At 54.7% G+C, this 14,128-nt stretch carries 14 protein-coding genes; 8 read left to right on the forward strand and 6 right to left on the reverse strand.

Going from position 1 to position 14,128, the window contains the following annotated elements; all coding sequences use genetic code 11:
• Positions 1 to 94 precede the first annotated feature (94 nt).
• Positions 95 to 1,066: a cyclodeaminase gene (locus tag R84865_RS03630; RefSeq protein WP_435638856.1), complete on the forward strand. Its 972-nt coding sequence runs from the start codon at positions 95 to 97 to the stop codon at positions 1,064 to 1,066.
• Between the two features lie 55 nt (positions 1,067 to 1,121).
• Entirely contained in the window at positions 1,122 to 2,552 is a 1,431-nt protein-coding gene (gene proP / locus R84865_RS03635) for a glycine betaine/L-proline transporter ProP (protein ID WP_435637816.1), read from the forward strand.
• A 105-nt stretch (positions 2,553 to 2,657) separates the two neighbouring features.
• On the opposite strand, the gene R84865_RS03640 is transcribed toward proP, so the two are convergent.
• A complete protein-coding gene (locus tag R84865_RS03640; RefSeq protein WP_435632802.1) occupies positions 2,658 to 2,870 on the reverse strand; it encodes a hypothetical protein in 213 nt (70 codons plus the stop codon).
• Positions 2,871 to 3,326: 456 nt separating this feature from the next.
• Between R84865_RS03640 and R84865_RS03645 the strand changes: the two genes are divergently transcribed.
• The 3 genes from R84865_RS03645 to R84865_RS03655 all read left to right on the forward strand — a co-directional run bounded on the left by R84865_RS03645 (position 3,327) and on the right by R84865_RS03655 (position 6,271).
• Positions 3,327 to 4,142, forward strand: a complete 816-nt coding sequence (locus tag R84865_RS03645; RefSeq protein ID WP_435637815.1) for an undecaprenyl-diphosphate phosphatase — start codon at positions 3,327 to 3,329, stop codon at positions 4,140 to 4,142.
• Positions 4,143 to 4,282: 140 nt separating this feature from the next.
• A complete protein-coding gene (gene wrbA, locus R84865_RS03650; RefSeq protein ID WP_435638857.1) occupies positions 4,283 to 4,879 on the forward strand; it encodes an NAD(P)H:quinone oxidoreductase in 597 nt (198 codons plus the stop codon).
• Between the two features lie 168 nt (positions 4,880 to 5,047).
• Positions 5,048 to 6,271 (forward strand): MFS transporter, encoded by a 1,224-nt coding sequence (locus R84865_RS03655; RefSeq protein WP_435638858.1) that lies wholly within the window; start codon positions 5,048 to 5,050, stop codon positions 6,269 to 6,271.
• Between the two features lie 105 nt (positions 6,272 to 6,376).
• Here R84865_RS03655 and R84865_RS03660 read toward each other — a convergent pair whose 3' ends face one another.
• Both R84865_RS03660 and R84865_RS03665 read right to left on the reverse strand, forming a co-directional pair.
• Positions 6,377 to 7,012, reverse strand: a complete 636-nt coding sequence (locus tag R84865_RS03660; RefSeq protein WP_435638859.1) for a peroxiredoxin — start codon at positions 7,010 to 7,012, stop codon at positions 6,377 to 6,379.
• Between the two features lie 283 nt (positions 7,013 to 7,295).
• Entirely contained in the window at positions 7,296 to 7,586 is a 291-nt protein-coding gene (locus tag R84865_RS03665) for a hypothetical protein (protein ID WP_435632807.1), read from the reverse strand.
• A 478-nt stretch (positions 7,587 to 8,064) separates the two neighbouring features.
• Between R84865_RS03665 and R84865_RS03670 the strand changes: the two genes are divergently transcribed.
• From R84865_RS03670 to R84865_RS03680, 3 genes are all read left to right on the forward strand, one after another.
• Positions 8,065 to 8,544 (forward strand): C40 family peptidase, encoded by a 480-nt coding sequence (locus R84865_RS03670; protein WP_435638860.1) that lies wholly within the window; start codon positions 8,065 to 8,067, stop codon positions 8,542 to 8,544.
• 318 nt (positions 8,545 to 8,862) lie between these two features.
• Positions 8,863 to 9,867, forward strand: coding sequence for an isocitrate dehydrogenase (locus R84865_RS03675; protein WP_435632809.1), 1,005 nt, complete (start codon positions 8,863 to 8,865; stop codon positions 9,865 to 9,867).
• A 425-nt stretch (positions 9,868 to 10,292) separates the two neighbouring features.
• Positions 10,293 to 10,496, forward strand: coding sequence for a cold-shock protein (locus R84865_RS03680; RefSeq protein WP_435632810.1), 204 nt, complete (start codon positions 10,293 to 10,295; stop codon positions 10,494 to 10,496).
• A 313-nt stretch (positions 10,497 to 10,809) separates the two neighbouring features.
• Here R84865_RS03680 and R84865_RS03685 read toward each other — a convergent pair whose 3' ends face one another.
• The 3 genes from R84865_RS03685 to R84865_RS03695 form a co-directional block, all read right to left on the reverse strand.
• Positions 10,810 to 12,075: a D-alanyl-D-alanine carboxypeptidase family protein gene (locus R84865_RS03685; RefSeq protein ID WP_435638861.1), complete on the reverse strand. Its 1,266-nt coding sequence runs from the start codon at positions 12,073 to 12,075 to the stop codon at positions 10,810 to 10,812.
• Between the two features lie 111 nt (positions 12,076 to 12,186).
• Entirely contained in the window at positions 12,187 to 13,308 is a 1,122-nt protein-coding gene (locus R84865_RS03690; protein ID WP_435632812.1) for an App1 family protein phosphatidate phosphatase, read from the reverse strand.
• Positions 13,309 to 13,566: 258 nt separating this feature from the next.
• Positions 13,567 to 14,073, reverse strand: a complete 507-nt coding sequence (locus R84865_RS03695; protein WP_435638862.1) for a gluconokinase — start codon at positions 14,071 to 14,073, stop codon at positions 13,567 to 13,569.
• Between the last annotated feature and the right edge of the window lie 55 nt (positions 14,074 to 14,128).

Raw genomic sequence — 14,128 nt, forward strand, 5'->3', positions numbered from 1 at the left:
TAAGACCTGCATCGGAACATATAAAGAATATGTGAACAGTGCCACGCACTATATCTCCCATACAGACAACGCCTGACCATGGAGTACAACGTTCATGCAGCTTTACCATCGCAGCGCCATCGCGAATGCAGTATCTCTCGATCATGCAGCACTGGAAGCCGTGGAAGAGGGTTTCGCGGCCCTTGGACGAGGAAACGTCATTCAGCCTCCCATTCTGTCGTTGGAGATCGCAGCATCCAATGGTGAAGTGGATATCAAGACTGCTTGCATCAAGGGGGCTGCCTCTTTCGCGATCAAGATCAGCAGCGGATTCTTTGATAATCCGGCCAAAGGGCTACCAAGTGGCAATGGGCTAATGCTGGTGCTTTCTACCGAAACGGGCGAGGTCGAGGCGATTCTCGCCGACGAGGGATACCTTACCGAGATTCGCACTGCGTTGGCGGGCGCGATTGCATCGCGCTGCCTGGCGCGCAGCGATAGTCACCGAGTAACGCTGCTAGGTGCTGGTCGTCAGGCCGAACTACAGCTGGAAGCATTGCGCCTGGTACGCCCGATCGACCAGGTCGCTATATGGGCCAGAGCTTACGATAAAGCGCAGCACTTCGCCCACCACTTAAGCAAACGCTTTGGGATTCAGGCCAAGGCCCACGAAGATATCGCTACTGCCTGTGTGGACGCTGACGTCATTGTTACCGCAACTCCATCGCGGCAGCCCTTGCTGTACAGAGATTTTCTGCCACGCGGCGTGCATGTCACGGCAATGGGTTCGGATAGCTCTTTCAAAAAAGAGCTTGATGCAGATGTTCTACACCATGCTGATTGCGTGGTCATCGACAGCCTTAGCCAAAGTACCAGTAGCGGAGAACTGAGAGGAATCACTCAACCGCGACTCCAGCACCCGCCCATTGAGCTTGGCAGCATTGTTAACGGTAGTGAAACAGGCAGACACGCTGCCGCAGATATTACCGTATGCGATTTGACGGGCACCGGTGTGCAAGACACCGCCATCGCCTTGTTTGCTCTAAAACGTCTATCGCACTCGCCACTCGACTCTCCGGTGCTGTGAAAGTACGGATCGTTCCAAAGCCCTTTCCTCAACAACAATAAATCGAGGTACAGCAATGAATGCTTCTTCCACCGTTGGGCAGCAGCCCAACGCTGATGATCGCGAACTGCGACTAAGCGATATCAAGGTCGTCGAGCCAGCGATACTCAAAAGAGCCGTAGGCGCTGCCTCTCTGGGCAATGCCATGGAGTGGTTCGATTTTGGTATCTATAGCTATCTCGCGGTAACCCTTGGCAAGGTATTTTTCCCGGATAGCAGCAGTTCGGCCCAGTTGCTCGCCACCTTTGCAGCCTTCGCGGTGGCATTCATCATGCGTCCACTGGGCGGGCTGTTCTTTGGCCCACTGGGGGATCATGTCGGACGGCAGAGAGTACTGGCGGCCACCATGATACTGATGGCTATTAGTACCTTCTGTATTGGCCTGATTCCGAGTTACGCCACTATCGGCGTCTGGTCACCAGTACTTTTATTGGTCGCGCGCATGGTGCAAGGCTTCTCGACCGGGGGAGAATATGGAGGTGCTGCCACGTTTATTGCGGAGTATTCTCCTGACCGCAAACGAGGCTTGATGGGAAGCTGGTTGGAGTTTGGCACTTTGGGCGGATTCGTGCTGGCCGCGGTCATTGTGACAAGCTTCACGCTCGTGCTAACAGACGAGCAAATGCTGGCCTGGGGGTGGCGCATACCCTTCTTTATTGCAGGACCGCTTGGCATCATAGGGCTGTACCTTCGCATGCGGCTTGAGGATACGCCGGCATTCAAGCATCACCAACAGCAGCATGCCAACGAGCCTTTACGCCGCGAATTCAAGAGCATGATAAGCGGCTCCTGGAAGGCAGGGATAATCTGCATCGGGCTAGTATTTGCGCTTAACGTTAGCGATTACATCATTCTTTCTTATCTTCCCAGCTATCTCAGTGCTGAACTTGGTTATAACGCCAACCAAAGTCTGGTGCTGATTCTGATCGTTATGCTGATCATGATGGCAGTGCAGCCGTTGGTAGGTACGCTAAGCGATAGAGTGGGTCGGCGGCCGATTATTCTGGTTGGCTGCAGCGGTTTTGTTATCGCTGCGGTCCCGTGTTTCATGTTGATTCAAATGAACAATATGGCAGCAACCTTTGCTGGCATCCTGGTGTTGGGGCTTTTGCTTAACTGTTTTCTGGGCACCATGCCTTCAGCGCTTCCTGCGCTTTTTCCTACCCGTATTCGCTACGGTGCCTTGGCTATTTGTTACAACATTTCCACTAGCCTGTTCGGCGGTACTGCGCCGCTGTTAACTACCTGGCTGACACAAACAACACACAATCTTTATATGCCAGCCTTTTATCTGTCACTGGCGGCTGCCGTATGTGGTGTAACGGTGATGTATACCCTGGAAAGCGCCCGCAGACCGCTGCAAGGCTCTACACCCACCGCGTCCAGCGCTGAAGAGGCTGAAGAACTCCTGCGTGAGCATAGCGATATGGCTGGAAGTATTCGCTAGCGAACAGCACTTTTTCCCAACGTCCTGTTTATCGGTGCCAGTAAAGACAAAAAACCGGTAAACGCTATTACACGCTTACCGGTCAACCTTCCCTACGAGTTGAGCTTAACGCTCTTCGACAGGCGGGAAAGTTTTGGGACGGTAGCCATCGTTGGGATCATAAGTGTGCGGGGGCAGAACAAAGTCACCTCCGCCAACTACCACGGTTTGGCCGCCGTACCCAGCAGCAGCATTAGGAGTGGACGAAAGCGGCGCTGCTTCGTACTCGCTGGCACCACCTGCAACTGCTTTCAGTTCTACTTGAGTAAGTTCTTTCATGTGCGAAACCTCGAAATGTTCTATGACACCATCAGGTTTTAAGTGAGTGCATACCGTTGCCCGTTGGCAATTGTGCTTATCGAGCCAAGGCAGCCACTAGGAATATATATCATTCACCGGGGGGCTCAACGAACAGCGGCGGCATTTCAGTAATTTCAGAATTTCGAATAGTTAACTTATATTAGTTATTAAAAAACAACAATTTATTGGAGAGATAACGATATTCGTAAAAAATCTGGAACTCTCCGCGAGATAGTTCGTACATTAATGCTCGAAATATCGTGCCCGAATGCGCTGCCGTACCTGCATACGTTACGAATTTATTCGCAGTGATATTTTTGTCACACTAGAAGTGCATCATTGCGGCGTTATCATGAACGCCAGCACGAAAACGCGCATGCCACTCACGCTAAGCACTTGCTCCGATAAAAAAACGCTAGGTTTTACGCACACTCTATGGATGTACTACACACAATCGCTTTGGCTATTATCCAGGGCCTGACCGAATTTCTGCCGGTCTCTTCTTCAGCGCACCTTATTCTTCCCTCTCGCCTAATGGGCTGGCCCGATCAAGGCATCGCGTTCGACGTGGCCGTGCATATAGGCACCTTATTGGCGGTGTTATTGTTCTTCTACCGCGATATTGCCGCTATTACGGTTGGCTGGTGTCGGCGCATCGCAGGAGGCGCACCGAGCAGCGAAAGCCACCTAGGGTGGGCTATTATCATCGCTACGTTGCCTATTATGGTGGTTGGAGAGCCCTGGTCACACTGGGTGGAACCACATCTGCGCTCTACTCTGGTGATTGCCGCCAGCACTATCGTGTTTGGTCTGGTGCTGTGGTGGGCTGATCGTCGCGATACTCGACAGCGCACTATGGTGGACATGAACTGGAAGTCGGCCCTCACCATTGGTTTGGCTCAAATACTCGCGTTGATTCCCGGCACCTCACGCTCGGGAATTACGTTGAGTGCTGGCCTAATGCTGAATTTCTCGCGCGACGCCGCCGCACGTTTCTCGTTTCTGCTATCGGTGCCCACCATTCTCGCCGCCGCACTCCTAAAAGGCACCGAAATGGCGAGCGAAGGCGGACAGCATGATTGGAATGCCATGTTGCTGGGAGCGCTGGTTTCCTTCGTGGCCGGCCTTCTCTGCATCAAGGCGTTCATGGCCCTTATTCAGCGGGTGGGAATGCTGCCCTTCGTGATTTATCGATTGCTGTTGGGGGCGCTGCTACTGATATTCAGCGGCGCGGCGCTTGCCTTCGGCTAACCACCTTGTCGAGATGGTCAAAACACTCTTGCGAATTCCTGCATAGACTCTCAGCACTACCGCACCCATAGTAAATGCATCCACTGGCCAAGCCTTCGCTACGCCGCTTGGCCATCCTTCATTTACTAGGAGAAATACTCATGGCAAAAGTGCTGGTTCTCTATTACTCAATGTATGGTCATATCGAAACGATGGCCAACGCGGTCGCGGAAGGAGCACGCAAGGTTGCAGGCACCGACGTTACCGTTAAACGTATTCCCGAAACCATGGCAGCCGATGCGTTCGCAGCGGCAGGCGGCAAAACCGAGCAAGCTGCACCGGTCGCTACGCCAGAAGAACTCGCTGAGTACGATGCGATTATCCTTGGCACGCCTACTCGCTTCGGTGGTATGTCGGGGCAGGTCCGCACCTTCCTCGATCAGACCGGCGGCCTGTGGGCAAAAGGCGCGCTGCGCGGCAAACTGGCTAGCGTCTTCACCTCTACCGGCACGGGCGGCGGGCAAGAGCAGACCATCACCTCGACCTGGACCAGCCTTGCCCACCACGGCATGGTGATTGTGCCGATCGGCTATGGTCAGCCATCGCAGTTCGATATTTCCAAGGTCAAGGGCGGCACGCCTTATGGTGCCAGCACCATCGCCGGCGGTGACGGCAGCCTTCAGCCCGCTGATGAAGATCTAGCGCTAGCGCGTTTCCAAGGCGAATACGTTGCCGGATTTGCCGCCAAGCTAGCGTAACTAATCTTTCGTATGATGAAAGAACCAAGCCCACCTTAACGGTGGGCTTTTTCATGTCAGGGAAGAGGTGGAATAGGTGGGCATGTGCCTGATATCCCGCTAGGATGCACGGTTAGTCATCGGTCCTCGGCGCAACACCGAGCCGATATCCCTTGTTTGGAGTTTTCCATGACGGTTGTCTCTCCCACCCACGATCAGTCAGTGGCCGATCAGATGCTCGCTGCACGCCGATGCCGTAATGCGCTGTTCATACTGTTCTCTTGCACAGGCTTGGCGGTGGCCTCTTGGGTGACTCGCACCCCTGCCGTACGCGACCAGTTAAGCGTCTCGCTTTCGCAAATGGGCATGCTGATGGTGGGCATCTCAAGCGGCGCCATTTGTGGATTGCTTAGCGCGAATTTCCTTATCGCACGTATGTCGACGCGATGGGTCGCTGGCGGTGGTGTCGGATTACTCGCCATTGGTATGGGGGTAGTAGGGCTTGGCACTTGGAGTCAATCGCTAAGCGTTACCACCATTGGGCTCTTCATGATGGGCTTTGGCATGGGAGCGCCAGAAATCGCCATCAATATTGAAGGCGCCGCTGCCGAGCGCACCCTGGCAACACCAGTGCTGCCCATGCTGCATGGTTTTTTCAGCGCAGGTACCCTCTTCGGCGGTGTGATAGGCATTGGCCTTGCCGCCATCAACTTCCCCCCTGCTGCGCATTTCATACTAACGGCCATCATCATGTTGCTGGCCATCATCAAGGCCATTCCGGCGCTGCCGCTGAATTACGGCGAACGCCACACCACCACCGACACCAGCGAGCACGGTTCGCAAGCCGCGCAGGTGTGGAAAGACCCGCGCCTGTGGCTGATCGGCATTGTGTGTCTCGCCATGGCAATGGCAGAAGGCTCCGCCAACGATTGGTTGCCGCTGTTGATGGTCGATGGACACGGCGTCGATGCCGCCATGAGCTCGCTGATTTTCACCGGATTTGCCGCGGGTATGACGCTTGGGAGGTTTGTCGGCAATGGCATCGTCGCGCGCAGCGGGCGTGGCAAGGTAATTTTCTTCAGCGCGCTGTCTTGCGCCTTCGGCATCGGCCTAGCGGTGTTCTCCGATAGTAGCCTGTGGGCCGGACTCTCCGTCATTTTCTGGGGACTCGGCGCTTCACTTGGCTTCCCGCTCACTATCTCGGCCGCAGGTGATTCAGGCGCACATGCCGATAAAAGGGTGAGTTTTGTCGCATTGGTGGGCTATTTGGCCTTTCTGGCCGGGCCGCCACTACTCGGCTTTGTCGGTGAGAATCACGGGTTGCGCGATGCGCTGATGATCGTGCTTGCGCTACTGATTATCGCGGCGGTGCTGTCCCCTGCTACCCGCAAATTATCATCGTCTTCTTCATAATCGCTGGACGCACAACGCAAAACGCCCGATGCAGCCATTGACTACATCGGGCGATTTAGCGTGGCTAAACGTAGGCTTGGCAATCGCCTACGCATGCATTAGCCGCTATTTCTTATCAAGCGCTACCAGGCGCAGGTAAGACTTCTTCTCTTCCCAACCCTGTGGGAATAATTTTTCCGCATCTTCGTTGCTCACTGACGGCGCGATAATGACACGTTCGCCCGGCGTCCAATCGACCGGCGTAGTGACTTTTTCCTTATCGGTGAGCTGCAGACTATCGAGGACGCGCAGAATTTCCTTGAAATTGCGTCCAGCGCTGGGCGGGTAAGTGATGGATGCGCGAATTTTCTTGTTCGGATCAATGAAAAATACCGAGCGCACAGTCGCAGTGGCATCAGCGTTCGGATGAATTAGATCGTACAGTTCGGAAACTTTACGGTCAGCGTCAGCCAGCAGCGGGAAGTTAAGATTAGTGCCCGAAATGTCCTTGATGTCAGCGTCCCATTTTTCGTGATCGCTAAGCCCGTCTACTGACAACCCAATCGGCTTGGTGTTGCGCTTGTCCCATTCAGGCTTGAGATGGGCAACCTGCCCTAGTTCGGTGGAGCAAACCGGCGTGAAGTCAGCCGGGTGAGAAAACAGAATCGCCCAGCTATCGCCGATCCAGTCGTGGAAATGGATCTCGCCTTCGGTGCTTTGTTGGGTAAAGTCGGGTGCGGTGTCGCCCAATTGCAGTGACATACTGTTTGCTCCTGATTGCGGTGATAACCCGTGGCATGACAGCAATCTTCGATACTTGCTGCGACCACTGTCTACTCAATAGCGTTGGTCTTCATCATGCGACTTTCAAGAGCAACTGCCAAACAACCAGATTGCCTAAGATAAGAACGCGAGCGCCTAATTCGGCATCGCTTGCGAGAACCGCTGCCTGAAACCCCCTATCAGCCAGTGTCGAGGCCCAAAACGAGCCAAGGGCCCGACAGAAAACTGTCGAGCCCTTGCAGATAGCACTGTGGCGGTGATGTTAGTAACGCACTACCGCCCGCTTGCTATCAGGGACCAATACCGTATCGCCTTCATTCAAGAGAATGCGCGCATCATCGCGATCTTCTTGCGTATCGACGCCGATCACCTGCGCGATGGAGCTTTTGTCACCGTCGCGGTCAACAACGCGCATACGCACGTTAGTGCCGTGGTAGCGAGCGGTGATAATACACCCAGTTTTAGGCTGCTTTCGCGCCGGGCGACGAGCGGCTGACAAGCCAATCGCTGCCGCTTTGGCGGGACTGTCCCAGTCGATTTTGAGCGCATCCATCAAGCTTGATCCCCCGCTGTGCGAGCACGGTTTGTAGTTGAGAACTTGCCACGCTAACGCGCGATTTATCTTTAACTAAAGTTTAGGAACGCGAAGATACTCCTGGCGTTGATCACCTTCTATGCTTAAGTGCCCCGCTATGCCACATTCGCATAGGCTAGTCATTTTGGTTATAGCCCAATATTTTCAACGCCGCTACGCCCTTAAATTTCGTGCTGCAGGCGCTTGCTGAGCAAATCGGTGACGCAATCGCCCGCCCCAAACGCCTACTGGCCCACTGTTGAGCAACGTATGCCACTGTGCACCGAACCTAAACCTTCGAGAAGAGGGCAGCGTACACAGCGCTCGACTACGCTAAAGGCCGTGCCTTCTTCTAGAACACGTTCTACAAAAAAAACGGCACATTGCATAATATTAGCAAGCTATGAATACTTGCTAGAGCCCACCTCATACCACTCAATGCAGCCAAGGAACCCGCATGCGCCCAATCCGACTTCCGCTTTGTCTACTTTTCGTATGGGTACTGCTTGCCGGATGTGCTGGCCACTCAACGCTGGAAACCGACGACACGCCGATTACCAAGGGACTCAGTTCGCAGCGCGTGCAGATTCTTACCGTGGCAAAGAAAAATCTTGGCGTTGGCTATAAATGGGGCGGCAATACACCGTCGGAAGGTCTCGATTGCAGCGGACTCGCCGCGCTGGCCTACCATGCGGCAGGCTACACGCTGCCGCGTACGTCAAACGATCAGTTCCATCATATGCCGCAGGTCAGCAAGGCTCGGCCCGGCGACCTGATGTTCTTCGGCTCAGGCTCACACGCCAATCACGTCGGTATCTACATGGGTAACAACAAAATGATTCACGCACCGGGCAGTGGGCGCCGAGTGCAGGTGACCAACGTGACCTACGGCTACTGGCAGGACCACTATTTAGGCACTGGCTCACTCGCGCCCTAACGCTCTCGAGTGCATCTCGCAGGGCGGCCCAGCCTGTCAGTGGCCGCCTTGGGGGCTCGAATGCCATGCAGCCTGCCTGAAGGGACGATCCCTTAACTAACAGCCTATCGCGCCGCACTATCGGATAGTCGCGCCATCAAGCGCTATGCCTCACGCCCACCTACTTCCATCATAAGCAATCTAGTAAAGCAGCAGCATATCCCTGTGCAGGCTCTCCCATTCATGGGCAAGATTGTCTACAATGTCGGGCGAAAATATTCATGTGCCGGTTTTTATGCACAAGCCGACCTCATTGCATCATTAGGATAGGATTTGACCATGACTCAGAAGATTGCAGTAATTCGTGGCGACGGTATCGGCCCCGAAATTATGGATGCCACTCTCGAAGTACTCGACGCACTGGGCGCAGGACTTGAGTACGATTTCGTCGAAGCCGGTACCACTGCACTGGAGTCTCAGGGCGATCTTCTCCCCCAGGCAACCCTCGATAAGATCAAAGAACACGGCATTGCGCTGAAAAGCCCGCTCACTACGCCGGTTGGCAAAGGTTTTTCGTCCATTAACGTACAGCTGCGTCGCCACTTTGACCTGTACGCTAACGTTCGCCCTGCCATCAGCTTCCCTAATACGCAGTCGCGCTATCAGAATATCGATCTGATTACGGTGCGTGAAAATACCGAAGGGGCTTACCGCGCAGAAGGACAAACGCGCGATGACAACGAAGCACGCTCTGAAATTGTTGTTACCCGCAAAGGCTGTGAGCGTATCGCGCGCTATGCGTTCGAACTGGCACGCAAGCTGGGCCGTAAGAAGGTCACGATTGTTCACAAAGCCAATATCATCAAAAGCGCTTCAGGTCTGTTCCTGGACATTGCCCAGGAAGTGGGCAAGGAATATCCCGAGATCGAAGCCAACACCATGATCGTCGACAATGCCTGCATGCAGTTGGTAATGCGTCCTGAGCAGTTCGACGTGATCGTCACCACCAACCTGTTCGGCGACATTCTCTCTGATCTGTGTGCGGGTCTAGTGGGCGGTCTGGGGCTGGCACCCGGTGCCAATATCGGTGAAAACGCCGCCATCTTCGAGGCCGTTCACGGCTCGGCACCCGACATTGCAGGTAAAGGCCTGGCCAACCCTTGCGCACTGCTGCTGGCAGCCGCACAAATGCTCGACCACTTGAAGAAAACCGACGAAGCCGAGCGTCTACGTAAGGCAATCATCGATACGCTGACCGCCAAGGATAGCCTGACCGCTGATTTGGGTGGCGAAGGCAACACCAAAAGCTTCACCCAAGCGATTGTGTCACGCGTTAAGGGCTAACAGCTCCCGCGTTACGCGTAAAGGCGTCATCAAAAGCCCCTCTACCGAGGGGCTTTTTTTATCCCACCTGAATGGTCACATCGCGCTTGATATGACGCGCACGTGCGCAAGGGAGCGTTCGAACGGGAAGATGAGGCTAGGGCAAGACGCCCGTTTTTATCATTATTTCAAACAGTTAACTTCGTCCTAACACGTGCTGCCTAGGAAGGATTCGGATAAGTGGCACCCATCGCTGGCGTTACGGTAAATAAACGTTGACTTGCGACAAGGAACAGCACAGAGTAGCCGCATAGTTCTCAAGTCATTTGTTCTTCGTGTCGGTGAATCCCTCGACCCCAAGTGCACATTCCTTGTTTGCTAACACAGAACTTGGTTTGTCACCCGGTTTTAAATCAAAAACGCACATGCGTATCGAGGTATTTCAAATGGCAACTGGCACAGTTAAGTGGTTCAACGATCAGAAAGGCTTTGGTTTCATCACTCCTGACAACGGCGGCGATGATCTCTTTGCTCACTTCTCCGAAATCAAATCTGAAGGCTTCAAATCCCTTCAGGACGGTCAGAAAGTAACCTTCGACGTTACTCAAGGCCGCAAAGGCGAACAGGCATCCAACATCGTTGCTGCCTAATCGCTGCTGATCAGAGCCACCTGCTCTGATTAACAAAAAGCCGGGCTGACAGCAATGTCAGCCCGGCTTTTTTGTGCCCGATTCATCTTCACAGAAGCTCTGGTAATCACTCTTTAGTGCAGACCTGCCTACTGAGCGCTGGCGGCCCTATCATTCCCCCGCGATGGCCGACATCCATCGGGCCGAAGCACGCCTGCCCCCTCCGCCATTGCGGTGATTAGGCGCACATCCAGAGGGATTTTCCGAATGCGGTTATCACCATTGCCTCACAGCGGTGTAGCAACGCGACAACAATCTTCAGCGCCAATTTTCTTCAGATAGCCAACGATTGCACATCAAGCGGCACCTGGGTCTTCTCCTTGGTACCGCCAAAGGCAAGCCTAACGCTGTCGATAGCGCGCGACACAATGTTTTCCTGCTCAACCGGCTCGGCAGCAAACAAAGGCCCATGTGAAATCGTATGATCGCCCAGCGTTACCCGATATTCGCCGATTTCATCGCCCGCGTTCAGCGGAGCCATAAGCGGCGACTTATTGGCCACCAGCGCTGCTTTCAGGCTGTTGACCGGCACATCGTTGGGCATCGAGAGCACGATATCCTGATTCGGCGTAACGCCTACGTTGCTGCTGGCACCTTTCCACAGCGGGAATTCGCCCATCGGCACACCAGCACTGCCCAAGTGAACGTCGTAGAAATTGTTGTAGCCGTAATCAAGCAAGGTACTGGCGTCGGTAAAGCGCTGTTGGTGGTTGGCGGCGCCCAGCACAATGGCGTAAAGGCGGCGCTCGTTACCGCGTCCATCGGGGCGGTGCTCGGACGCAATAACGCAGCTACCGGCAGCATGGGTATAGCCCGTTTTCATGCCGTCGATTGCCGGGTTGGTTCTCACCAAACGGTTGGTGGCATAGCCATGGAAGGGGCCAAAACGGAAGTCAGGCAACGACGACAGCTTGAAATAACCGGGGTACTCCTGCGCCACTTGCTGAGCGAGCTTCGCTAGATCACGAGCCGTGGAGTAGTGGCCTGATTGGGTGAGACCATCGACATTCTCGAAGTGCGTGTTGGTCATGCCGAGACTGGCGGCGGTATCGTTCATTTGTTGTACGAAACCATCGAGGCTACCCGCCTCTGCAACAGCGAGTGACATCGCGGCATCGTTGGCAGAGACGATAATAAGCCCGCGCATCAGCGTATCTACTGACACCTGAGTGCCCGGCCGCACAAACATGCGTGACGTGTCAGACCCAAGTTGGCTCACTTCATCGGGAATCGTTACCTGATCGTCCCAATGCAGCTTTCCTGATTCCAGCGCGCGGTAGACCACCAGCGTCGTCATCAGTTTGGTCAATGATGCAATGGCACGCTGATCGTCGGCATTGTGTTCCGCCAGCACCTGTCCCGATTCACCATCGACCAACATCCATGCTGGCGAGGCGACGCCCTGAGGCGCAGGCAGCGCTTGGGCAGTGATGGCATGAGCGCTGATAACGGCCACTGACACCAGTGCCACAGCACCTTTACAGCGAACACCAGCAGCGCGAAACAGACGAGACAACACAGATACAACGGCGGGCAGCATGTAGCGATCCAACGACTTAATTATTAGTTAAAAGGCCCGCTATTCTAGCGCGAGCCTGGCGCCCGCTTCGAGTAAAGAATCGGCAATGATAGGCAGGGAAGAGAAAAACCACTAAAACCTGAACTTCCGCTCTTTTTCTTCCTCTTTCATGATGGTGGCGAGCGCTTCCTTGGAGATATAGCCCTGCGACAACGCATGGCGTGCCATGGTCGCGGTATCCTCCGCCAGCACTAGCGTGCTGCCCGCTTCGGACACTTCTTTGGCGAGTTGTTTGATCGACTCATCGCGCTCGCTATCGTTGCTGACGGCACGGATGTAAACGGCCTTCACGCGGGTGGGGTTCTCGCGCACGATGGTGGTGTACACCTCGGGATCGCGCTGACCGCTATCGCCGATCATGATGAATGGAAGGTCGTCGTACAGCGCCAGCATCCGGCGAATAACGATGCGCTTATGGTCCTTCGAGCGGCGGGGGAAGGGGCGAGTCAGCGACATGCCCCATTCACGCAGAAACAGAACCGGACCTGCGGGAATGCGGTTAATGCGGAAAAACTCTTCAAGCATCTCATAGATGCTCCAGGGCGCGCGGGAAACGTATAGCAGTGGCCGCTCGCTGTCGCCTTCATCACCGCGGTAAAGCGCCTGATAAAAAGCCGCCACCCCGGGAAAGGCCGCGCGTCGGTCGGCCTTCTCAAGGAACAGCCGGTACAGCATGAACGCTTTGTTAGCCACCCCGGTGTGCATCACGGTGTCATCGATGTCGCTGATAACCGCGAAATCGACGTTGGGGGGCGGTACATATACCTCGGTGGTGGCCTTGATAACGTCACCGAAGTCGTCCATCAATCGCAGTTCGGCTTCGTACCAGATACGGCCAGGCTCAAGCGCATCGTCCACCGACACGGTGGCATGAAAGTAGCCATCATCGTCGGTACTGACAATGGTGTGAGAGTCATTGAAGCGCACGCCGACATTAACGCCGCCCATCCCCTTGCGCAGCAGACGTCTCAAGCAATCGACAACATCACGCCACACGCTGCCGGGAGCAACGCTCGCGCCGAAACCGTGCTGGTAAAAGACGCGCCCCATGATGAACACTTCGCGGCTCGAGCCTACCCCACGGTAGGGGTTAATGACGAGACCGCCACGTCCATTGTCGCCGCGCATTGGACGGGCAAAAACGGCCAGACAGCGACGTAACGCGTGGAAGGGATTCTTGCCTCGACGACCCATCAAGGACCTCAAGTGGAATTAACGATACAACGCAAGCGCTTCGATGGATGAGTACATCACCTTCAACAACGGCGCTCTGCGTTTCCATAACCCTGCGATTGATACCATTGTAGAAGGCGTTCGCAGCCTTCTACAGTGCAGCCAATGGTAATTGACCTTTACGTACAGCAATAAAACCTGACAGGAATGCGAAATATTCTCTTGTCATTCGCACGAGGTCAACTCACTCGTGTCACTTAATCACGCATCCTTACGCTGCTAAATCCCGAGATATTCCAGGGTTTTTACGATAATTTGCTCGGTCGGGTGCTGTGAATCGATCACAACACCTGGCTCATCGTCTTCCAGGGGCTCCAGCGTTGCCAACTGAGAATCGAGCAGCGACGCGGGCATATAGTGGTTTTCGCGATGCTCCATGCGCGCTTCCAGCACCTCGCGATCGGCATGCAGCAGCACAAAGCGCACGTCGGCGTCGGCTTCTTCCAACAATACTCGATAGCTTTTCTTGAGCGCCGAACAGGTTAATACCACGCTAGTGCCTGCCTGGCTCTGTTGCGAAATCCAGTCGCGAATATCGCGCAACCACGGCCAGCGATCATCGTCGTTGAGCGCGATGCCCTGAGACATCTTGTCTACGTTGGCCTTGGGATGAAATTCGTCTGCTTCAGCGAACGGCCAGCCCATCTTCTCGGCAAATGCCTCAGCGGCGGTAGATTTGCCGGACCCTGACACTCCCATAAATACCAACGCATACGGCTGGGACATCGTCGAACTCTCCATGATGAGGTAGCGGGCAATCGCAGCGCCCTGATAAACAGCG

This window comes from Carnimonas bestiolae, assembly GCF_051251145.1.
GTDB lineage: Bacteria > Pseudomonadota > Gammaproteobacteria > Pseudomonadales > Halomonadaceae > Carnimonas > Carnimonas bestiolae.

Coding starts and splice junctions, on each gene's coding strand:
- R84865_RS03660 (WP_435638859.1), bottom strand. CDS start 7,012: ATGTCACTGCAATTGGGCGACACCGCACCCGACTTTACCCAACAAAGC.
- R84865_RS03645 (WP_435637815.1), top strand. CDS start 3,327: ATGGATGTACTACACACAATCGCTTTGGCTATTATCCAGGGCCTGACC.
- R84865_RS03675 (WP_435632809.1), top strand. CDS start 8,863: ATGACTCAGAAGATTGCAGTAATTCGTGGCGACGGTATCGGCCCCGAA.
- R84865_RS03630 (WP_435638856.1), top strand. CDS start 95: ATGCAGCTTTACCATCGCAGCGCCATCGCGAATGCAGTATCTCTCGAT.
- R84865_RS03670 (WP_435638860.1), top strand. CDS start 8,065: ATGCGCCCAATCCGACTTCCGCTTTGTCTACTTTTCGTATGGGTACTG.
- R84865_RS03655 (WP_435638858.1), top strand. CDS start 5,048: ATGACGGTTGTCTCTCCCACCCACGATCAGTCAGTGGCCGATCAGATG.
- R84865_RS03695 (WP_435638862.1), bottom strand. CDS start 14,073: ATGTCCCAGCCGTATGCGTTGGTATTTATGGGAGTGTCAGGGTCCGGC.
- proP (WP_435637816.1), top strand. CDS start 1,122: ATGAATGCTTCTTCCACCGTTGGGCAGCAGCCCAACGCTGATGATCGC.
- wrbA (WP_435638857.1), top strand. CDS start 4,283: ATGGCAAAAGTGCTGGTTCTCTATTACTCAATGTATGGTCATATCGAA.
- R84865_RS03690 (WP_435632812.1), bottom strand. CDS start 13,308: ATGGGTCGTCGAGGCAAGAATCCCTTCCACGCGTTACGTCGCTGTCTG.
- R84865_RS03685 (WP_435638861.1), bottom strand. CDS start 12,075: ATGCTGCCCGCCGTTGTATCTGTGTTGTCTCGTCTGTTTCGCGCTGCT.
- R84865_RS03665 (WP_435632807.1), bottom strand. CDS start 7,586: ATGGATGCGCTCAAAATCGACTGGGACAGTCCCGCCAAAGCGGCAGCG.
- R84865_RS03640 (WP_435632802.1), bottom strand. CDS start 2,870: ATGAAAGAACTTACTCAAGTAGAACTGAAAGCAGTTGCAGGTGGTGCC.
- R84865_RS03680 (WP_435632810.1), top strand. CDS start 10,293: ATGGCAACTGGCACAGTTAAGTGGTTCAACGATCAGAAAGGCTTTGGT.